This is a genomic window from Kitasatospora sp. NPDC096204 (assembly GCF_044763205.1).
GTDB lineage: Bacteria > Actinomycetota > Actinomycetes > Streptomycetales > Streptomycetaceae > Kitasatospora.
In genome coordinates, this window is record NZ_JBIWFT010000018.1 from 53,617 (window position 1) to 70,701 (window position 17,085).

Below are 17,085 nucleotides of genomic sequence, written 5' to 3' on the forward strand. Positions count from 1 at the left end.
GTAACTAAAGTTGTCGCCATGACGATCGCGGAGATCACCCATGAGGAACGGGCCGAGCTGGCCAAGGCCCTTCTCGATGCCCTCGACCCCCTCGCCGCCGCCGTGCGTGCCCGCGCGACCGGCCTGCCCGCGGAGCGGATGTGGGGCGCCGAGCCGGTCGAGGTGGCCCTCTCCGTGCTTTCCGCCTGGAAGCTGGTGGACGCCGAGGTCAAGCGGCTCACCGCGGGTGCGGCCGCCACCGCGGGCTCCTACGGTGCCGGCTACGAGCAGCTCGGCGCCGTCTGGGGCATCACCCGGCAGGGTGCCCGGAAGAAGTGGCCGGAGGCCGTCAGCCGTCCGGCGAAGCGGCCGGGGCCGCTGGAACTCTTCGGTGGTGAAGCCGAGTTGGTGGAGGGTTCCGACGGCTGGCGCTGGACCGCCAGCGGCGCCGACGGCGCGGCCGGCGAGGCGGACACCGGCCACCGGACCCGGGAGGAGGCCGCGGCGCACGCCGGGGCCTTCCTCGCCGCGCACGCGGGTTAGCGGCGCAGCTCCCGGGCGATCAGCTCCGCCAGATGCAGGGCCTGCCGCCCGTCGGCGAGTTGGGCGATCTGGGTGCGGCAGCTGAAGCCGTCCGCCAGGACGACCGTCTCCGGCCCGGCGGCGCGGACCTCGGGCAGCAGCACCCGCTCCGCGATCGCCTCGGACACCTCGAAGTGCCCTTGCTCGAAGCCGAAGTTGCCCGCCAGTCCACAACAACCGGCGTCCAGCACCCGGTTGTTCAGTCCGAGCCGGGCCTCCACCCGGCGGTCGGCGGCACTGCCGAGCACCGCGTGCTGGTGGCAGTGGGTCTGGGTGAGGGCGTCCAGCCGGATCCGGGGGAGCGGGGCGTCGGGGGCGTGCTCGTCGAGGAACTCGGCGAAGGTACGGGTGCGGTCGGCGAGCGGGCGGCCCTCCGCGCCGAGCAGCCGGGGCAGGTCCTCGCGCAGTGTCGCGGTGCAGCTCGGGTCCAGGCCGACCACGGGGGTGTCGGCCGGGAGCCCGGCTCCGTCCAGCGTCCGCAGGCTGCGCCGCAGCACCCGTCGGGCGGTGCCGAGTTGTCCGGTGGAGTACCAGGTGAGCCCGCAGCAGACCGGGCCCGAGGGCAGTCGGACGTCGAAGCCGAGATGCTCCAGGACCTCGACGGCCGAGCGCGGCACGTTCGGCTGGAGGTGCTCGGAGAAGGTGTCCGGCCACAGCAGCACCGGCCGGGCGCCCGCCGGGACCGTGTGCTCGGCGCGGTGCCGCCGGTACCACGCGGTGAAGGTCTCCGGCGGGAAGACCGGCAGCACCCGGCGCCGGTCGATCCCGCCGAGCCGCTTGAGCAGCCCGCCGGCCCGGGAGCGGGCGAGCGTGTTGGCGGCCCCGGGCGCGAGCGCGACGGCCCGCAGCCAGAGCGGCAGCCAGCCCATCGAGTAGTGCGCGAGCGGGCGCGGCCGGTGCCGGTAGTGCTGGTGCAGGAACTCGGACTTGTAGGTCGCCATGTCGACGTGCACCGGGCAGTCGCTCGCGCAGCCCTTGCAGCTCAGGCAGAGGTCCAGCGCTTCGCGGACCTCCGGCGAGCGCCAGCCGTCCGGGAGGGCTCCCCCGGCCTGGCGGCCGGGAGGTGCCCCCATCCCGCGCAGCATCTCGGCGAGCAGCCGGGCCCGCCCCCGGGTGGAGTGCCGCTCCTCGCCGGTGGCCAGGTAGCTCGGGCACATCACCCCGCTGCCCGGGGCCACGCACTTGGCCACGCCCACGCAGCGGTGCACCGCCTTGACCAGGCTGCCGCCGTCCTGCTCGTACGGGAGCGCCAGCGGCAGCGTGCGGCGCGGGGCGGTGACGAAGCGCAGGTCCGCGTCGAGTGGGCGGGGATCGACCAGGGCGCCCGGGTTGAGCAGGTTCTCCGGGTCCCAGATCCGCTTGAACTCGCCGAACAGGCCGATGATTTCGGGCGGGTACATGCGCGGCAGCAGCTCCGCCCTGGCCTGCCCGTCGCCGTGCTCGCCGGAGAGCGAACCACCGTACGAGACCGCCAGATCGGCCGCCTGCTCCAGGAACTCCCGGAAGACCAGCACTCCTTGGGGCTCGTCCAGCGGGAAGTCGATCCGCAGGTGCACGCAGCCGTCGCCGAAGTGCCCGTACGGGACACCGTGCAGACTGTGCCGGCGCAGCAGGGCGCGCAGGTCCCTGAGGTAGTCGCCGAGCCGCTCGGGCGGGACGGCGGAGTCCTCCCAGCCGGGCCAGGCCTGGCCGCCTCCGGGCAGCCGGGTGACGATCCCCGCGCCGGCCTCCCGGACGGCCCACAGCTGGCGCTGCTCGACCGGGTCGGTGATCAGTGCGACGGTGGCCGAGCGTTCGCGGCGCACCGCGTCGGCGAGTCGGCGGGCGGCCTGGTAGGCGGCCAGCGGGGTGTCGCCGCCGGTCTCCAGGAACAGCCAGCACTCGCCGGCCGGGAGCCGGTCCAGCGCGGGCGGGCGGGGCCCGGCGGCGAGCAGCGCGGCGATCAGGTCGGCCGCCATGCCCTCGGCGGTCAGCGGGCCGTGGGGCAGCAGCGCCGGGACGGCGTCGGCGGCGGCGCCCTCGTCGGGGTAGCCGGCCACCACCAGGGCTCGCGCGGGCGGGTCCTCGACCAGCCGGACGGTGGCGCCGAGCAGCAGCGCGCAGGTGCCCTCGGTGCCGGTGAGCGCCCGGGCCAGGTCGTGGCCGTGCTCGGGCAGCAGCGCGTCCAGCGGGTAGCCGGAAGTCCGGCGGGGCAGCTGCGGCATGCCCTGCCGGATGACGGCGAGGTTGCGGTCGGTGAACTCCTGTAGCTCGGTGTGGAGTTGACCGACCCTTCCGGGTCGCGCGGCGAGCGCGGCGCGCTCCCGGGGGGTGAGCCGCCCGCCGACGGTCAGCTCGGTGCCGTCCGCGAGCAGCAGCTCCAGCCGCTCGACGTTGTCGGCGGTGCGCCCCCAGGCGAGCGAGTGCGAGCCGCAGGAGTCGTTGCCGATCATGCCGCCGATGGTGCAGCGGCTGTGCGTCGACGGGTCGGGGCCGAAGCGCAGCCCGTACGGTCTGGCGGCGCGCTGGAGGTCGTCCAGCACGGTGCCGGGCTGGACACGCGCGGTGCGGGCCCGCGGGTCGAGCTCCAGCACCGAGCCGAGGTGACGGCGGAAGTCCAGCACCACCGCGCCCGGGCCGATCGCCTGCCCGCCGATGCTGGTCCCGGCCCCGCGCGCCACCACCGGCACCCGGTGCTCGCGGCACAGCGCCAGCGCCGTGCGCACGTCGTCGAGGTCGGCGGGTTTGACCACGCCCAGTGGCAACTGCCGGTAGTTGGAGGCGTCCTGGCTGTAGACGGTGCGCTCGGCGGCGCCGAAACGGACCTCGCCGCGCAGCACGGCGGCCAGCTCACGGGCCAGCGCGGCCCCGGGTACGGCGGACGGACGGCTCACCAGGGACCTCCCGGGCGGGTGCGGCGACGGCTCCGCCGATGATCGCAGGCACCCGGCCGGACCGGTACCGGGCACGACGGGGGTACCGCCGACGGGGTGTCATGTGGCACCCTCGGCGGTCATGATCGACGAACCCACGCCCGTTGACCCGGCCGGCCCCGAGGCCTACCTCGCCCACCTCCCGATCGGCGAGCCGCTGCCCTTCCCCGCGGACGGTGCGCCGTCCTGGGAGATCTTCCCGTACGAGGGCGAGCTGACCGTCCGGCAGCTCCGCGCGCCCGAGCTGCCCGAGCCGCCCCGCAACGGCGAGGACGGCCCGGAGAGCTGCCCGGACTGCGCCCGCCCGGACGCCGACTTCCTGTGGACGGACGAGCACTGGCGGCTCGGCACCACCGACGAGCCGGACGGCCTGCCCGCCACCCTGCTCCTCTGGCCGCGCGCCCACCACGACCTGCTGGACCTGCCGGCCGAACTGTCCGCGCAGCTGGGCCCGATGCTGCAGAGGGTGGAGCGGGCGGTACGGTCGCTCGGCGGCGTCGGCCGGGTCCACGTGAACCGCTGGGGCGACGGTTCCGCGCACCTGCACCTGTGGCTGCTCGCCCGCCCCGAGGGAGTGGCCCAGCTGCGCGGCTCGACCCTGCCCCTGTGGATGGACGTGCTGCCGCCGCAGCCCGCCGGGGTGCGGGCCGAGCGGGCCCGCCGGATCGCGGTGGCGATGGCCGCCGGGGGCGGCACCGCGCACGCCCGCTGAGCTACTTGCGCCCGGTGAGCGTGCCGCGCGCGATGTGGGAGAGCTTGGCGACCTCGAACGCCGGGTAGGCGCCGCCCGCCAGCAGCGAGAACTTGATCCCCTCGCGGCCGCCGGGCCGGCGGTGGCCGGGCGGCTGGAAGCGCCGGTGGTGCTCGGCGGCGCGGTGGAAGAACTGGGGCCGCTCGGCGCGGGGGACGCAGCCGGCCAGGTCGAAGACGAACAGGTAGTGCCGGATCATCCGGACGAACAACGCGTCGCGCACCGCGTACAGGTGCGGCTGGTCCTCCAGCAGGGCGAAGCTGCGCTCGTACTGCTCGAACAGGTCGAAGACGCTGCTGCCGGGCCCGCCCGCCGGGTGGACGGTCTCCCGGCGGCGCAGCTGGACGCACTCGCGGGCCAGCACGGCGGCGCTCCGGGCGCCGAGCAGCGCCGCGTGCGCCACCGGGACCTCCTCGTAGCGGCCGGGCGGGAAGGCCAGGCCCAGCTCGGCCCAGTGGCCGCGGCGGACCAGCCGGTCCCAGATCAGCGGCGGCGCGCCGAACAGCTCGGGCCGGTCGAAGGGCGCGAACGGCTCGGGGCCGGCCTCGGCGAGCAGCGCCTCGGCCCCGCCCGGCCAGTCCCGGTCCTGGTGGCGGCGGGAGTGGCCGAACAGCAGCACGTCCACCGGCCCGGTCTGCCGGAGCCGGTCGGCGAGCGTCCGCAGGGCGTCCCGGGGCAGCAGGTGGTCGGCGTCCAGGAACAGCAGGTACTCGCCGGCCGCCCGCGCCGCCCCCGCGTTCCGGCTCGCCCCGACCCCGACCGCCGCGTTCAGGTGCAGCACCGACACCCGCGGGTGCCGGGCGGCGTAAGCATCGGCGAGCCCACCCGCGGTCTCGGGGGAGCGGTCGGCAACCACGATCACCTCGATGTCGGCCAGGGACTGGGCGAGCAGCGAGTCCAGGCAGTCGGCGAGCTGTCCGTGCTGGTCGTAGGCGGGGACCACGACGCTGATCAGGGGGGAGGGCATGACGCCGGAGCGTAAGTGGGCCTGCGGACCGTGGCAAAGCCCTGACGGTCCGTAATTCCGAGCAATCGGTGGCAAATCGTACGAGCGTGCGCCATATCTTCACGCCGCCTGCCGGACGTGTCCACGCCCGTCCCGACCTGCGGCGATGTGCGCCGGGGCCCGCGACGCGAGGTGCGTCGCGGGCCCCGGTGGGCCGAACCGGTCCGGCTTAGTACCAGTGGTGGGCCTGCCAGAACGACCAGGCGGCGCAGGGGCTGCCGTAGCGGGTGTTCATGTAGTCCAGGCCCCACTTGATCTGGGTGGCCGGGTTGGTGCGCCAGTCGGCGCCCGCGGAGGCCATCTTGGAGCCGGGCAGGGCCTGGACCAGGCCGTACGCGCCGGAGGAGGCGTTGACCGCGAGCGGGTTCCAGCTGCTCTCGCGGTACACGATGTTGCTGAAGCACTGGAGCTGGCCGGCCGGGACGATCTGCGCGGCGATCTGCTGCGGGGTGCCGGAGTAGGCGGCCGGGGCGCTGTTGAGGTTCTGGCGCTCCTGGGAGCGGGAGGCGGCGGCCTCGGCGTCGGCCTGGGCCTTCGCGTCGGCCTGCGCCTGCGCCTGAGCCTGAGCCTGCGCCTCGGCCTGCGCCTGGGCGGCGGCGTCCGCCTCGGCCTTGGCCTGGGCCTCCTGGGCGGCCTGCGCGTCGGCGGCAGCGGCAGCGGCAGCGGCGGCAGCGGCGTCGGCCTGGCCCGGCTCGGTGACCGGCCGGCCGTCCGCCGACACGGCGGCCACCGGGGCGGCCCCGGTGGTGTTCCCGGCCTGCGGGATGGCGAGGGCGGCGGTGGCGGCGCTCGCGACCACGAGGGTGGCGACACCGGTGATCAGGGAGTTGCGGCGGGCATGGCTGAGCTGGCTGAGCTGCATCGGGCGGACGATCCTTCTCCGTCGGGGGCCGTGCCGGTGGGCACCGGGGGCGGGGCATCGCGCGGGCTCCGGGTGAGCGGGGCCCGCTGCGGCCGCCCTGGACGGCCGTGGCGCCCCGGCGGAAAGCGGCGGGGCGGGCGGGCGGCGCGGCCGGAGGTGAGGCTGCGCTGCCTGGCGACGGGCCATTCTTGGCAGGGCCGAGGACGGGTGGCAAAGGCGTTCACTACTACGCCGGATCGTGGATGCGGAGTCGACGCGGCGAGGATCGGCGGTGGTTTCGTGCTCATTTGCCCGAATTGACCATCCGATGGGAGAGCCCCGGAGCCGGCGAAGGATCGCAGCCGCGACACCGACGGTGGCCTGTGTTCTTCAGGCGGGGCGCGGTCGTGGGCGGTCCACCCGGGGCATCCCGACGGCGTCGGGAAGGGCGCCCCGGGGCACCCATCCACTATCGGGGATCGTGGATGGTGATCCCCCTGTGGGCGGGCTCACACGTCTGCCCGCCCGATGTCGGCGCAGCGTGAGCGGAGCGTCACGGTCTCAGGGGGTCGCGTACGGATTGCCCGGGACGGGCCGCCCGGTGGGGGTGGAGACATCGGGGGCGGAGACGTCGGGGGCCGGCCCCTCCTGCTCCTCCTGCGGTGCGGTCGGGACGAGGTCGCGGGCCAGCAGGGTGGCGCCGGCGACGGCCCCCGGCATGGCGAGCACCGTGACCAGCGGCACCAGGAAGGCCAGCATCAGCGGTGTGCCGAAACCCAGCGCCAGCCCGAGCCGGGCGCGCAGCAGCCGGATGCGCTCGGGCTGCGGCACCCGGCGCCGCTGCAGGGCGACGGCCGTCAGCTCGACGGTCATGAAGAAGCCGGACACCAGGAAACCGAGCGCCGGGACGACCGTCTGCCCGACCACCGGGATGAACCCGCAGGCGAACAGCACCACGCCGAACGCGGCCACGCGCACCAGCACGTACAGGCTGTCGCGCACCGCGGTCAGCAGCTCGCGCCAGAGCGGGGTGTCCGGTGCGGCGGGCGCGTCGCCCTCGGTCTCGTCGACCTTGGCGCACAGCGCCTCGTAGAAGGGCTGCCCGACCACCAGGGTGACCGCGGTGAAGGTGAGCAGGGAGAGCAGCAGTCCGCCGCCGAAGACGATCGCCGCGAGCGCGTCGCGCAGCGCCTCCCGCCAGGGTGAGCCCCAGTGGTCGGCGAACGGGGTGGCCCAGCCCGCGAGGTCCTTGGCCCAGGCGCCGAGGAAGGCGAGCGCGACGACGTAGCCGACCAGTGTGAGCAGGGCCGGCAGCATGCCGAAGCCCCACCAGCGGCCGTGCCGGCCCACCCATCTCTGGCCCTCGACCAGGTACTTCATCCCCGCCGCAAGATCACGCATGGCTGATCACCCTAGGGCCTCCCGGCCCGGAACCTCGCATTGCCGTGTTCCTGCCAGTTTCGACCGGCAAGGGCGCCCCCCTCCTGCCGCGCCGCCCGCCGGGCCACTCTCGGTCTTCCCCACCTGCAAGGAGGAGTCCGATGAAGCGTCAACTCGGCAGGCTGATGAGCCTGTTGGCCGGCCTGGTGCTCGGGGTCGGCGTGCTCGTGCTGCCCGCCGCCGCCTCGCCCGCGCCGTCGCCGAGCGTGGTCGGCGGCACGCGGGCGGCGCAGGGCGAGTTCCCGTTCATGGTGCGGCTCTCGATGGGCTGCGGCGGCGCGCTCTACACCTCGCAGATCGTGCTCACCGCCGCCCACTGCGTCGACGGCACCGGTGCCGACAGCAGCATCACCGTCACCGCGGGAGCGGTCGACCTGCGCAGCGGCACCGCGATCAAGGTCCGTTCCTCGTACGTCTACCAGTCGCCGTCCTTCACCGGCGCCGAGAACGGCAACGACTGGGCGCTGATCAAGCTGGCCTCGCCGATCAGCGGCAGCCTGGTCGGCACCCTGCCGATCGCCACCTCCACCGCCTACGACAACGGCACCTTCACCATCATGGGCTGGGGCGCCGCGAGCGAGGGCGGCGCCCAGCAGCGGTACCTGCTCAAGGCCACCGTGCCGTTCGTCGACGACACAACCTGCGCCGGCGCCTACCCGGGCCTGAACAAGGCCGGCTCGCTCTGCGCGGGCTACGTCTCCCAGGGCGGCGTCGACACCTGCCAGGGCGACTCGGGCGGCCCGATGGTCCGCCAGGACGCGGCGGGCCGCTGGATCCAGGTCGGCATCGTCAGCTGGGGCAACGGCTGCGCCCGCGCTGGCTACCCGGGCGTCTACTCCCAGGTGAGCACGTACGCGGCGGCCATCGCCTCGGCGGCGGCCGGCCTCTGAGCCGACCCGCAGGGGCCGCCGGGCCGGTCCGGCGGGGCCGGCCACCACTCCCGCGGGTGGTGGCCGGCCCCGCCGCCGCGCGTCCGGGCCGGGGCCGTGGGGCCCGGGCGTTCACCGGCGCAGCCACTCCCCGGCCCGCCGCTGCTCGCGGGCGATGCGGCCGGTGGTGTTCGGAGGCAGCCGGGAGAGCAGGGCGGCCGCGGCGTCGAGGTGACCGGCGAGGGCGCGGGCGCCGGCGAGGCGGGCGGTGATCAGGGCGTGGTCGCGCGGGCGGGCGGCCCGGTCGAGCAGTCGCAGGGCCGCCTCCAGCCGGTCCGCCGCGGCGCGGGCGTGGGCGGTGCGGCCGGTGTGGAGGGCGAGGTCCCGGTGACAGGTGCCATGGGCGACGGCCAGGACCAGCTCGGCGCGCTCCGTCCAGGGCGTCGGCGCGCCGGTGCGCAGTGCGGCGCCGGTCAGCCGCCGGGCGTCCGCCAGGCTCCGGCGGACCTGCGGTGCCTGCCCGGCCAGCGCGTGGGCGTGGGCCTGGACGACGGCGGCCCAGGCCCACAGCTCCGGCAGCGGAGGGGCGGTGCTCCGGGCGGCCTCCGCCAGGGCGAGCGCGGTGGCCGCGTCCCCGTGCCACCAGTACAGGGTGCTCTGGCGGGCGAGCAGGGCGGCCGTGGTGGCCCGGTCGTCGCTCGCGCGGGCCCATTCCAGCCCGGTGGTGTACCAGCCGAGCGCGTGGGCGTGGCGGTCTCCCTCGAAGTGGGCCCAGCCGGCGAGTTCGGCGTACTGGGCGGCGAGCGAGCGCTCGGCGGCCGGGCTCTCGCGTGGGCCGGTGCGTGGCCGGCCGGCCAGGGTGCGGGCGTGGTGTTCCAGGACGGCGGCCAGCTCCTCGCCGCCGATCCGGCCGACGGCGGCGCGGTAGACGGCGAGCAGTTGGGCGAGCACCTCGACGGTGGCGGCGTCCGGTGGGGCGGCGCCGGCGGCGGGCGGTGTCCGGGCGGCGGCGGCGAGTTCGCCCAGGCGTTGGCGTTCCCGCTGGAGGGCCTGCCACAGCTGCGCCAGCTCGCCGTCGGCGAGGAGGAGTTCGTCGGCCCGGTCGGGCATCCCCGGCGGCGGCCAGCGGCGGGCGTTCTCCACCCGGCTGATCAGCGAGTCGTGGTAGCCGAGCAGCCGGCCGAGCTCGGCCTGGCTGAGGCCGCGGGCTTCGCGCCAGTGGCGCAGCCGTCGGCCGAAGCGCAGGCGTGCGGACTCGGGTTCCGCGCGGGGCGGTGGCGGGGAGAGCGGCGTGGGGGCGGGCGGGATCGGCACGGGGTCTCCCGGTGAGGGTCGGGAAGTGCTCGTGGGGGAGCGCTGGCCCAGATATCCCCCTTGACGTGCCTTGGTCAAACTGGGAAGGGCGACCGGGACGGCCACCGGGACGCCCGGCGGGGCGGCGGACGGACCGACCGGCGGGGCGGCGGACGGACCGACCGGCGGGGCCGGCGGACGGGCCGACCGGCGGGACGGCGGGGCGGCGCCGGAGAAACGGCGCCGGGCCCGGGAGCCTCCGCATCGGCTCCCGGGCCCGGCGTTCCCGCGCGGGGCGGGCGGGTCAGGAGCCCGCCGCCACCGCGGCCCGCCGCCGTCGGCCCACCACGGCCGAGGCCGCCAGCACGATGGCTGCGGCGACCAGCGACAGGTACATCTGCTTGCGGCCGTCGGCGTCGGTGAACATGTACGCCATGACGAACCCGATCATGCCCATGGCCGTCCAGGTCAGGTACGGGTACAGCCACATCCGGACGGTGTGCCGCTCGGGCATCTCACGCTCGATGATCTTCCGCATCCGCAGCTGGGTGGCGCAGATCACCAGCCAGACGAAGAGCGCGATGGCGCCGGAGGAGTTGAGCAGGAAGGCGAACACGGTGTCCGGCGAGGTGTAGTTGAAGAAGACCGCGACGAAGCCGAAGACCACCGAGGAGAGGATCGCCACCCGCGGCACGCCGCGCGAGGTCACCGTGGCGAAGGCCTTGGGCGCGTCCCCGCGCTGGCCCAGCGAGAAGGCCATCCGGGAGGCCGTGTACATCCCGGAGTTGAGGCAGGACAGCACCGCCGTCAGCACGATGACGTCCATCACCTGGCCGGCGCCCGGGATGCCGATGTGGTCCAGCACCGCCACGTACGGGCTCGCCTTGACGTCGGCGGAGTCCCACGGCAGCAGGGTGACCACGAGCAGGATCGAGCCCAGGTAGAAGATCCCGATGCGCCAGATGACGCTGTTGGTGGCCTTGCTGACCGCCTTCTCCGGGTCCTCCGACTCGCCGGCGGCCAGGGTGACGATCTCGCTGCCCATGAAGGCGAAGACCACGGTGAGCATCCCGGTGAACACCGCGCCCACCCCGTGCGGCAGGAAGCCGCCGTGGCCGGTGAGGTTGCTGGCGCCGACCGCGTGGGTGCCGGGCAGCAGGCCGAAGGCGGCGAGGGTGCCGATCACCAGGAAGGCGGCGATCGCGACCACCTTGATCCCGGCGAACCAGAACTCGAACTCGCCGTAGGAGGCCACGGAGAAGAGGTTGGTGGCGGTCAGCACCGCCATCACTATCAGCGCCCACCCCCACTGCGGCACGCCGGGCACCCAGTTGTTGAGGATCTTCGCGCCGGCGGTCGCCTCGACCGCGAGCACCACGACCCAGAAGAACCAGTACAGCCAGCCGATGGAGAAGCCGGCCCAGCGGCCCAGCGCGCGGTCCGCGTACGCGGAGAAGGAGCCGCTCTGCGGGTCGGCCGCGGCCATCTCGCCGAGCATCCGCATCACCAGCACGACCAGCGCGCCGGCCAGGGCGTAGGAGAGCAGGATGCCCGGGCCGGTGGTCGCGATGCCCGCGCCGGAGCCGACGAACAGGCCGGCGCCGATCACGCCGCCGATGGCGATCATCGACAGGTGGCGGTTCTTGAGTCCGGCCTTCAGGTGGCCGTCGCCACCGTGTCCGATCGGACCGGACTGCTGGGGGAGCTTGGTGGCCGTGGTGGGCCGGGTGGTGTCCGCACTCATCTAGGGACCCTGTGCCTTTCCAGCGCGGTGCGACCCTCGACTCGTCGTGCCGGAGGGTGGGGGACTTTCCCGCGCATTGCGTCGCAACCTAACTTCTACGCACCGGTGATCGGAACAATATTTTGGTAACTGTTCGCTCAACGGACGCAAAAGACCTGGTCGGGGTGGGTGGAAAGGTGGCATGGAAACCTCAAATCTGACGCGCTGTCAGTCTTTTGGGAGGCTTCCAGGCTCTGTTGGGGCTCAAATCGCCCGTGGGTGGGCGGTCAGATCGGCCGCACGTCGAGGATGGTGATCGAGGTCTCGTCCGCCGGTCGCCCGGTCAGCCGGGCGGCCAGGATCCGGGGGATGTCCTCCTCCTGTGAGTATCCGGGCAGGACGGTCACCTCCGCGCGCCGGGCGCCGGGCTCGCCCCGCACCGCGTACGTCACCAGGTAGCCGTACCGCTCCGGCGGGGGCGGCCCGGTCCGGTCCTGCCGGTCCTCCCGGCTACGGGCGGTCATCCGCATCGACCTCCTCGGCCCATTGTCGGCGCGGTGTGGACGATCCTCGCAAATCCAGGCAGAGTGGGACTCTCGGGGCAGACCGCAGGAGCATCCCGAGCGTTCGCGGTGCCGGCCGGCTCCCGGCGCCGGTCAGGAGCGACCCCATGCAGACCACCTGGAAGGGGACGATCAGCTTCGGGCTGGTCAGCATCCCCGTCCACCTGTACTCCGCCACCCAGGAGCACGACGTCCCGCTGCACCAGGTCCACGAGAAGGACGGCGGCCGGGTGCGGATGAAGCGGTACTGCGAGCGGGAGGAGAAGGAGATCCCGTACGCGGAGATCGCCAAGGGGTACGAGTCCCCCGACGGGCGGACCGTCACGCTCTCCGACGAGGACCTCGCCGACCTGCCGCTGCCCAGCAAGAAGATCATCGACGTGCTGGCCTTCGTGGACGAGAACGAGATCGACCCGCTGATGTTCTCCAAGGCCTACTACGTCGGCGTCGCCGACAAGGCCGCCGCCAAGCCGTACGCGCTACTGCGCGACGCGCTCACCGAGTCCGGGCAGATCGCCGTCACCAAGATCGCGCTGCGCACCCGGGAGTCGCCCGCGGTGCTGCGGGTGCACGACAACACCCTGGTGCTCCAGACCTGCATCTGGCCCGACGAGGTCCGCCCGGCGGCCGGCATCGCGCCCGAGGGGGACGTCACCGTCCGGCCGCAGGAGCTCAAGATGGCGCGGTCGCTGATGGACACCCTCTCCGAGGACTTCGACCTCTCCCAGCTGCACGACGACTACCAGCAGGCGCTGCAGCAGGTGATCACCGCGCGGCTGGAGGGCGTGGAGGTCCCGCACGAGGAGGAGCCGGGCGAGGCGCCGGACAACGTGATCGACCTGATGGAGGCGTTGCGCAGCAGCCTCAAGCAGGCCAAGGGCGGGCGGGGCGACGGCGGGCCGGGCGGCGCCGAGGACGCCGAGGGGGAGGCGCCCGCGCCGCGCAGGCGAGCCCCGGCGAAGAAGACCGGCGCGAAGGCGGCCCCGAAGGCGGCCGCGAAGACCTCGGCGGGGGGCTCCACAGGGGGTTCGGCGAAGGGCTCGGCGAAGGGCCCGGCCGCGAAGAAGACCACCGCCCGGAAGTCCTCGGCTCCCCGCAAGGCTTCCTGACCCTCCCGGGCCAGGCGTTCCTCCCGTCCAGCCGTCCGGCATTGGAGGCGATCCCGATGGACCTGCTGACCTACCAGGAACTCGAGGCCGAGGAACAGGCCGCGCCCGAAGCCCAGCGGAACCGGGGCTTCGGGCACCGCGCCTGGCACTGGCTGCTCGGCCTCAGCCCCACCGTGGTGACGTTCATGGTCGCGCTCTCGATCGGCCTCTGCATGGTGGCCGTCCAGGTGAGCCTGCTGCCGGTGCTGATACCGATGGCGATCGTCTGGGGCCTGACGCTCATCGCGCTGGGCGGCGTGATCGCCCGCTGGATGACCCCCGGGCCGGGCCGCCACCGGATGGCGTCCTGACCGGCCCGGGGCGGGCGCGGGGCCGGGAGGGCTCAGCCGATCCACACCGTGGTGACGTTGCAGAACTCCCGGATCCCGTGCCCGGACAGCTCCCGCCCGAACCCGGAGCGCTTGACCCCGCCGAACGGCAGCGCCGGGTGGGAGGCCGTCATCCCGTTGAAGAACACCCCGCCGGCCTGGATGTCCCGCACGAAGCGCTCCCGCTCGGCCTCGTCGGTGGTCCAGACGTTGGCGCTGAGCCCGAACGGGGTGTCGTTGGCGACGGCCACCGCCTCGTCCAGGTCGGCCACCCGGTAGACGGTGGCGACCGGGCCGAAGGTCTCCTCGTGGTGGATCCGCATCGCCGGGGTGATGCCGGTGAGCACCGTCGGCTCGAAGAACCAGCCGGAGTCCCAGCCGGTCGGCCGCCCGCCGCCGCACTCCACCAGGGCCCCTCGGGTGCGGGCGTCCTCGACCAGCTCCTCCAGGTCGTCCCGGCCCTGGCGGCTGGCCAGCGGGCCGACGTCGGTGCCCTCGTCCATCGGGTCGCCGACCTTCAGCGCGCGCATCGCCTCGGTGAAGGCCGAGGTGAAGCGGTCGTACACGTCGGTGTGCACGACGAAGCGCTTGGCGGCGATGCAGGACTGGCCGTTGTTCTGCACCCGGGCCCGGACGGCGGTGCGCACCGCCTCGTCCACGTCGGCGCTCGGCAGGACGACGAACGGGTCGCTGCCGCCCAGCTCCAGCACGGCCTTCTTCACGACGTCCGCCGCGGTGGCCGCGACCGCCCGCCCGGCCGGCTCGCTGCCGGTGAGGGTGACGGCGGCGACCCTCGGGTCCCGGATCACGCCCTCGACCGCGCCCGAGCCGATCAGCAGCGTCTGGAAGCAGCCCTCGGGGAAGCCGGCCCGCTGGAACAGCTCCTCGATCGCCAGCGCGGTGCGCGGCACGTTGGAGGCGTGCTTGAGCAGGCCGACGTTGCCCGCCATCAGCGCCGGTGCGGCGAACCGGATGACCTGCCACAGAGGGAAGTTCCACGGCATCACGGCCAGCACGGGGCCGAGCGGGCGGTAGCGGACGTAGGCGCGGGCGGCGCCGGAGTCGGCGACGTCGGCCGGGGCCGGGTGCTCGTCGGCGAGCAGCGCCTCGGCGTTGTCCGCGTACCAGCGCATCGCCTTGGCGCACTTGGCGGTCTCGGCGCGGGCCCCGGCGAGCGGCTTGCCCATCTCCTCGGTCATGGTGCGGGCGACCGCCTCCTGCTCCTGGTCCAGCAGGTCGGCGGCGCGGCGCAGCAGTTCGGCGCGGGTCGCGAAGGAGGTGCCGCGGTAGCTGTGGAAGGCGGTCTCGGCGCGGGCCAGCCGCCGTTCGATGCCGGCCGCGTCGAGCGGCTCGAAGGTCTGGACGGTCTCGCCGGTCGCGGGATTGACGCTGGCGATGGGCATGCGGGGCTCCCAGGAGGTTCGGGTCCGGTGCGTCTGCCCTCACACCCTCTCCGACGGCCCGGCTCCGGGCACACCACCGCGCGCCCGGCGTGTCCCGTCGGGCGCGCGTCCTGCTCCGGTCACTCCGGCAGCGACTCCACCCGGGCGGCCGCCTCCCGGGCCCTCGCCCCGGCCCTGGTCCGGGCCGCGGTGACCTGCCGGCCGGGGAAGCGGTGCAGGTACTCGGCCTCCAGCTCGCCGGTGCGCAGCGTGTGCCGCTTCAGCGCCTCCTCCGAGCCGTACAGGAAGGTCTCGTGGCGGGTGCGGTGCAGCTGTTCCAGCTCGTGCAGGAGCGTGTCGTTGCCCAGGGCGTGCGGGGAGATGCCCGCGGGCCGGATGTGCGGGTCTTCGGCGTGCCGCATCTCGGTGCCTCCTCGGCGGAAGTCCCCTCCTACAGCGTGCCCGCGGAGCGTCGCCGATGCACCCGGTCGGGTCCGGTCGGGCAGGTCCGGGTGGGTTGCCCGCCGAGCCCACCATGTCGAGAAGCTCATAGGATGATCCTTCCGTCACCTCCGGGTCCACCCGCTACCGCTGGACAGATCGCACATGCCGCTTCCCAAGGCCGAACTCCACCTGCACATCGAAGGCACCCTGGAGCCCGAGCTCGCCTTCGAGCTCGCCGCCCGCAACGGTGTCGAGCTGCCGTACGCCGACACCGAGGCGCTGCGCGAGGCGTACTCCTTCAACGACCTCCAGTCCTTCCTGGACCTCTACTACGCGCTGATGGCCGTGCTGCGCACCGAGGACGACTTCGCCGACCTCGCCGACGCCTACCTCGCCCGCGCCGCCGAGCAGGGCGTCCGCCACGCGGAGATCTTCTTCGACCCGCAGGCGCACACCGCCCGCGGGGTGCCGCTGGGCGTGGTGGTGGACGGCCTGACCCGGGCGCTGGAGCGCAGCGAGGAGCGGCACGGCGTCAGCACCCAGCTGATCATGTGCTTCCTGCGGGACGAGTCCGCCGAGTCCGCGCTGGAGACCTTCGAGGCCGCCCGCCCCTACTTCGACCGGATCGCCGGCATCGGCCTGGACTCCGCCGAGGTCGGCCACCCGCCGGTGAAGTTCCGCGAGGTGTACCGCCGGGCCGCCGAGGCCGGGCTGCGCCGGGTCGCCCACGCGGGTGAGGAGGGCCCGGCCGCGTACATCACCGAGGCGCTGGACGTCCTCGGCGTCGAGCGGATCGACCACGGGCTGCGCTGCCTGGAGGACGGCGAGCTGGTCGCCCGCCTGGTGCGCGAGCAGATCCCGCTGACCGTCTGCCCGCTCTCCAACGTCCGGCTGCGCTGCGTCGACACCCTCGCCGACCACCCGCTGGGCGAGATGCTGGAGGCCGGCCTGCTGGTCACCGTCAACTCCGACGACCCGGCCTACTTCGGCGGCTACGTCGAGGACAACTTCCGCGCCGTCCGCGAGGCCCTCGGCCTCGACCGGGAGACCCAGCGCCGGCTGGCCGCCAACTCCTTCCGCGCCTCCTTCATCGGCGAGGAGCGCCGCGCCGAACTCCTCGCCGAGGTCGAGGCGTACACGTTCTGACCTTTCGGACGTCCGTCGCGGCGGCCCGTCACCCGTCCAGGGGTGACGGGCCGCCGCGCTCGTAGTGGAGCAGGGTGACGCCGTTGGTGAAGCGGTGGGTGTCCTTGAGGGAGAGCGGGACGGGGTGGTCGGCGGGGCGGAAGAAGAGGGTGCCGCGGCCGAGGACGACGGGGTGGACGTAGAAGCGGAACTCGTCGACGAGGTCCTGGGCGAGGAAGGACTCGGCCAGGTTCGCGCCGCTGAGGGCGAGGTCGCCGCCGGGACCGGCGGTGAGGGCGGCGACCGACTCCGGGGTGACCTCGCGGACGACGGTGGTGTTCCAGTCGGCGCGGTCGAGGGTCCGGGAGAAGACGGTCTTCGGCATCGCGCGCCAGATGCCCGCGAACTCGGCCGTCACGGCGTCGGCGTCCGGGTCCTGGTCGGCGGTGGGCCAGACGGAGGCCATCAGCTCGTGCGTCACCCGGCCGGAGACGAAACCACCCATCCGGGCGAGCACCCGGTTGAAGTGGGTGTGCACCTCGTCGTCGACGAGGTTCCACCCGAGGTCGTGGTCCGGGCCCTCGAAGTAGCCGTCGACCGACACGGAAACGAAGAGAACGATCCTGCGACGCATGGCACCCCACGGGGAGGACGGTCCGCCGCCCTCCCGCCGGAGCGGGCAGGGCGGCGGGCGGGGA

16 protein-coding genes are annotated in these 17,085 nt (G+C 74.2%); 6 read left to right on the top strand and 10 right to left on the bottom strand.

Features of this window, described 5'->3' with window-relative positions; genetic code table 11:
- The first annotated feature begins 18 nt into the window (after positions 1–18).
- Positions 19–522: a hypothetical protein gene (locus ACIQ87_RS20975; RefSeq protein WP_402408767.1), complete on the top strand. Its 504-nt coding sequence runs from the start codon at positions 19–21 to the stop codon at positions 520–522.
- Here the strand turns inward: ACIQ87_RS20975 and ACIQ87_RS20980 are convergent.
- Complete coding sequence (locus ACIQ87_RS20980; RefSeq protein WP_402408769.1) at positions 519–3,434, bottom strand: FAD-binding and (Fe-S)-binding domain-containing protein; 2,916 nt, start codon at positions 3,432–3,434, stop codon at positions 519–521. The two genes, ACIQ87_RS20975 and ACIQ87_RS20980, sit on opposite strands and share 4 nt — an antisense overlap.
- Before the next feature lie 121 nt (positions 3,435–3,555).
- Between ACIQ87_RS20980 and ACIQ87_RS20985 the strand changes: the two genes are divergently transcribed.
- The gene (locus ACIQ87_RS20985) at positions 3,556–4,185 is read left to right on the top strand and encodes an HIT family protein (RefSeq protein ID WP_402408772.1); all 630 of its coding nucleotides are present in this window, start codon (positions 3,556–3,558) and stop codon (positions 4,183–4,185) included.
- 1 nt (position 4,186) lies between these two features.
- On the opposite strand, the gene ACIQ87_RS20990 is transcribed toward ACIQ87_RS20985, so the two are convergent.
- From ACIQ87_RS20990 to ACIQ87_RS21000, 3 genes are all read right to left on the bottom strand, one after another.
- Positions 4,187–5,191, bottom strand: coding sequence for a glycosyltransferase family 2 protein (locus ACIQ87_RS20990; protein ID WP_402408775.1), 1,005 nt, complete (start codon positions 5,189–5,191; stop codon positions 4,187–4,189).
- Positions 5,192–5,399: 208 nt separating this feature from the next.
- On the bottom strand, positions 5,400–6,092 hold the full coding sequence (locus ACIQ87_RS20995; RefSeq protein ID WP_402408778.1) for a transglycosylase SLT domain-containing protein: 693 nt from the start codon (positions 6,090–6,092) through the stop codon (positions 5,400–5,402).
- 540 nt (positions 6,093–6,632) lie between these two features.
- Positions 6,633–7,472, bottom strand: a complete 840-nt coding sequence (locus ACIQ87_RS21000) for an EI24 domain-containing protein (protein ID WP_402408781.1) — start codon at positions 7,470–7,472, stop codon at positions 6,633–6,635.
- A 140-nt stretch (positions 7,473–7,612) separates the two neighbouring features.
- Here ACIQ87_RS21000 and ACIQ87_RS21005 point away from each other — a divergent pair, with 140 nt between their 5' ends.
- Complete coding sequence (locus ACIQ87_RS21005) at positions 7,613–8,401, top strand: serine protease (RefSeq protein ID WP_402408784.1); 789 nt, start codon at positions 7,613–7,615, stop codon at positions 8,399–8,401.
- A 111-nt stretch (positions 8,402–8,512) separates the two neighbouring features.
- Here ACIQ87_RS21005 and ACIQ87_RS21010 read toward each other — a convergent pair whose 3' ends face one another.
- The 3 genes from ACIQ87_RS21010 to ACIQ87_RS21020 form a co-directional block, all read right to left on the bottom strand.
- A complete protein-coding gene (locus ACIQ87_RS21010; RefSeq protein ID WP_402408787.1) occupies positions 8,513–9,694 on the bottom strand; it encodes a helix-turn-helix domain-containing protein in 1,182 nt (393 codons plus the stop codon).
- A gap of 283 nt (positions 9,695–9,977) precedes the next feature.
- Entirely contained in the window at positions 9,978–11,417 is a 1,440-nt protein-coding gene (locus ACIQ87_RS21015; protein WP_402408789.1) for an amino acid permease, read from the bottom strand.
- 266 nt (positions 11,418–11,683) lie between these two features.
- The gene (locus ACIQ87_RS21020; RefSeq protein ID WP_402408791.1) at positions 11,684–11,920 is read right to left on the bottom strand and encodes a hypothetical protein; all 237 of its coding nucleotides are present in this window, start codon (positions 11,918–11,920) and stop codon (positions 11,684–11,686) included.
- 146 nt (positions 11,921–12,066) lie between these two features.
- Here ACIQ87_RS21020 and ACIQ87_RS21025 point away from each other — a divergent pair, with 146 nt between their 5' ends.
- Complete coding sequence (locus tag ACIQ87_RS21025; protein WP_402408794.1) at positions 12,067–13,068, top strand: Ku protein; 1,002 nt, start codon at positions 12,067–12,069, stop codon at positions 13,066–13,068.
- A gap of 56 nt (positions 13,069–13,124) precedes the next feature.
- Positions 13,125–13,418, top strand: coding sequence for a hypothetical protein (locus ACIQ87_RS21030; RefSeq protein ID WP_402408797.1), 294 nt, complete (start codon positions 13,125–13,127; stop codon positions 13,416–13,418).
- Between the two features lie 32 nt (positions 13,419–13,450).
- Here the strand turns inward: ACIQ87_RS21030 and ACIQ87_RS21035 are convergent, their stop codons facing one another.
- The gene (locus ACIQ87_RS21035) at positions 13,451–14,839 is read right to left on the bottom strand and encodes an NADP-dependent succinic semialdehyde dehydrogenase (protein WP_402408800.1); all 1,389 of its coding nucleotides are present in this window, start codon (positions 14,837–14,839) and stop codon (positions 13,451–13,453) included.
- A gap of 119 nt (positions 14,840–14,958) precedes the next feature.
- Positions 14,959–15,240 carry a DUF6158 family protein gene (locus ACIQ87_RS21040; RefSeq protein ID WP_359828492.1) on the bottom strand — a complete coding sequence of 94 codons (282 nt, stop codon included), beginning with the start codon at positions 15,238–15,240 and terminating at the stop codon, positions 14,959–14,961.
- A 184-nt stretch (positions 15,241–15,424) separates the two neighbouring features.
- On the opposite strand from ACIQ87_RS21040, the gene ACIQ87_RS21045 reads away from it, so the two are divergent.
- Entirely contained in the window at positions 15,425–16,408 is a 984-nt protein-coding gene (locus ACIQ87_RS21045; RefSeq protein WP_402408803.1) for an adenosine deaminase, read from the top strand.
- A 28-nt stretch (positions 16,409–16,436) separates the two neighbouring features.
- On the opposite strand, the gene ACIQ87_RS21050 is transcribed toward ACIQ87_RS21045, so the two are convergent.
- Positions 16,437–17,021: a dihydrofolate reductase family protein gene (locus ACIQ87_RS21050; protein ID WP_402408806.1), complete on the bottom strand. Its 585-nt coding sequence runs from the start codon at positions 17,019–17,021 to the stop codon at positions 16,437–16,439.
- Positions 17,022–17,085 lie beyond the last annotated feature (64 nt).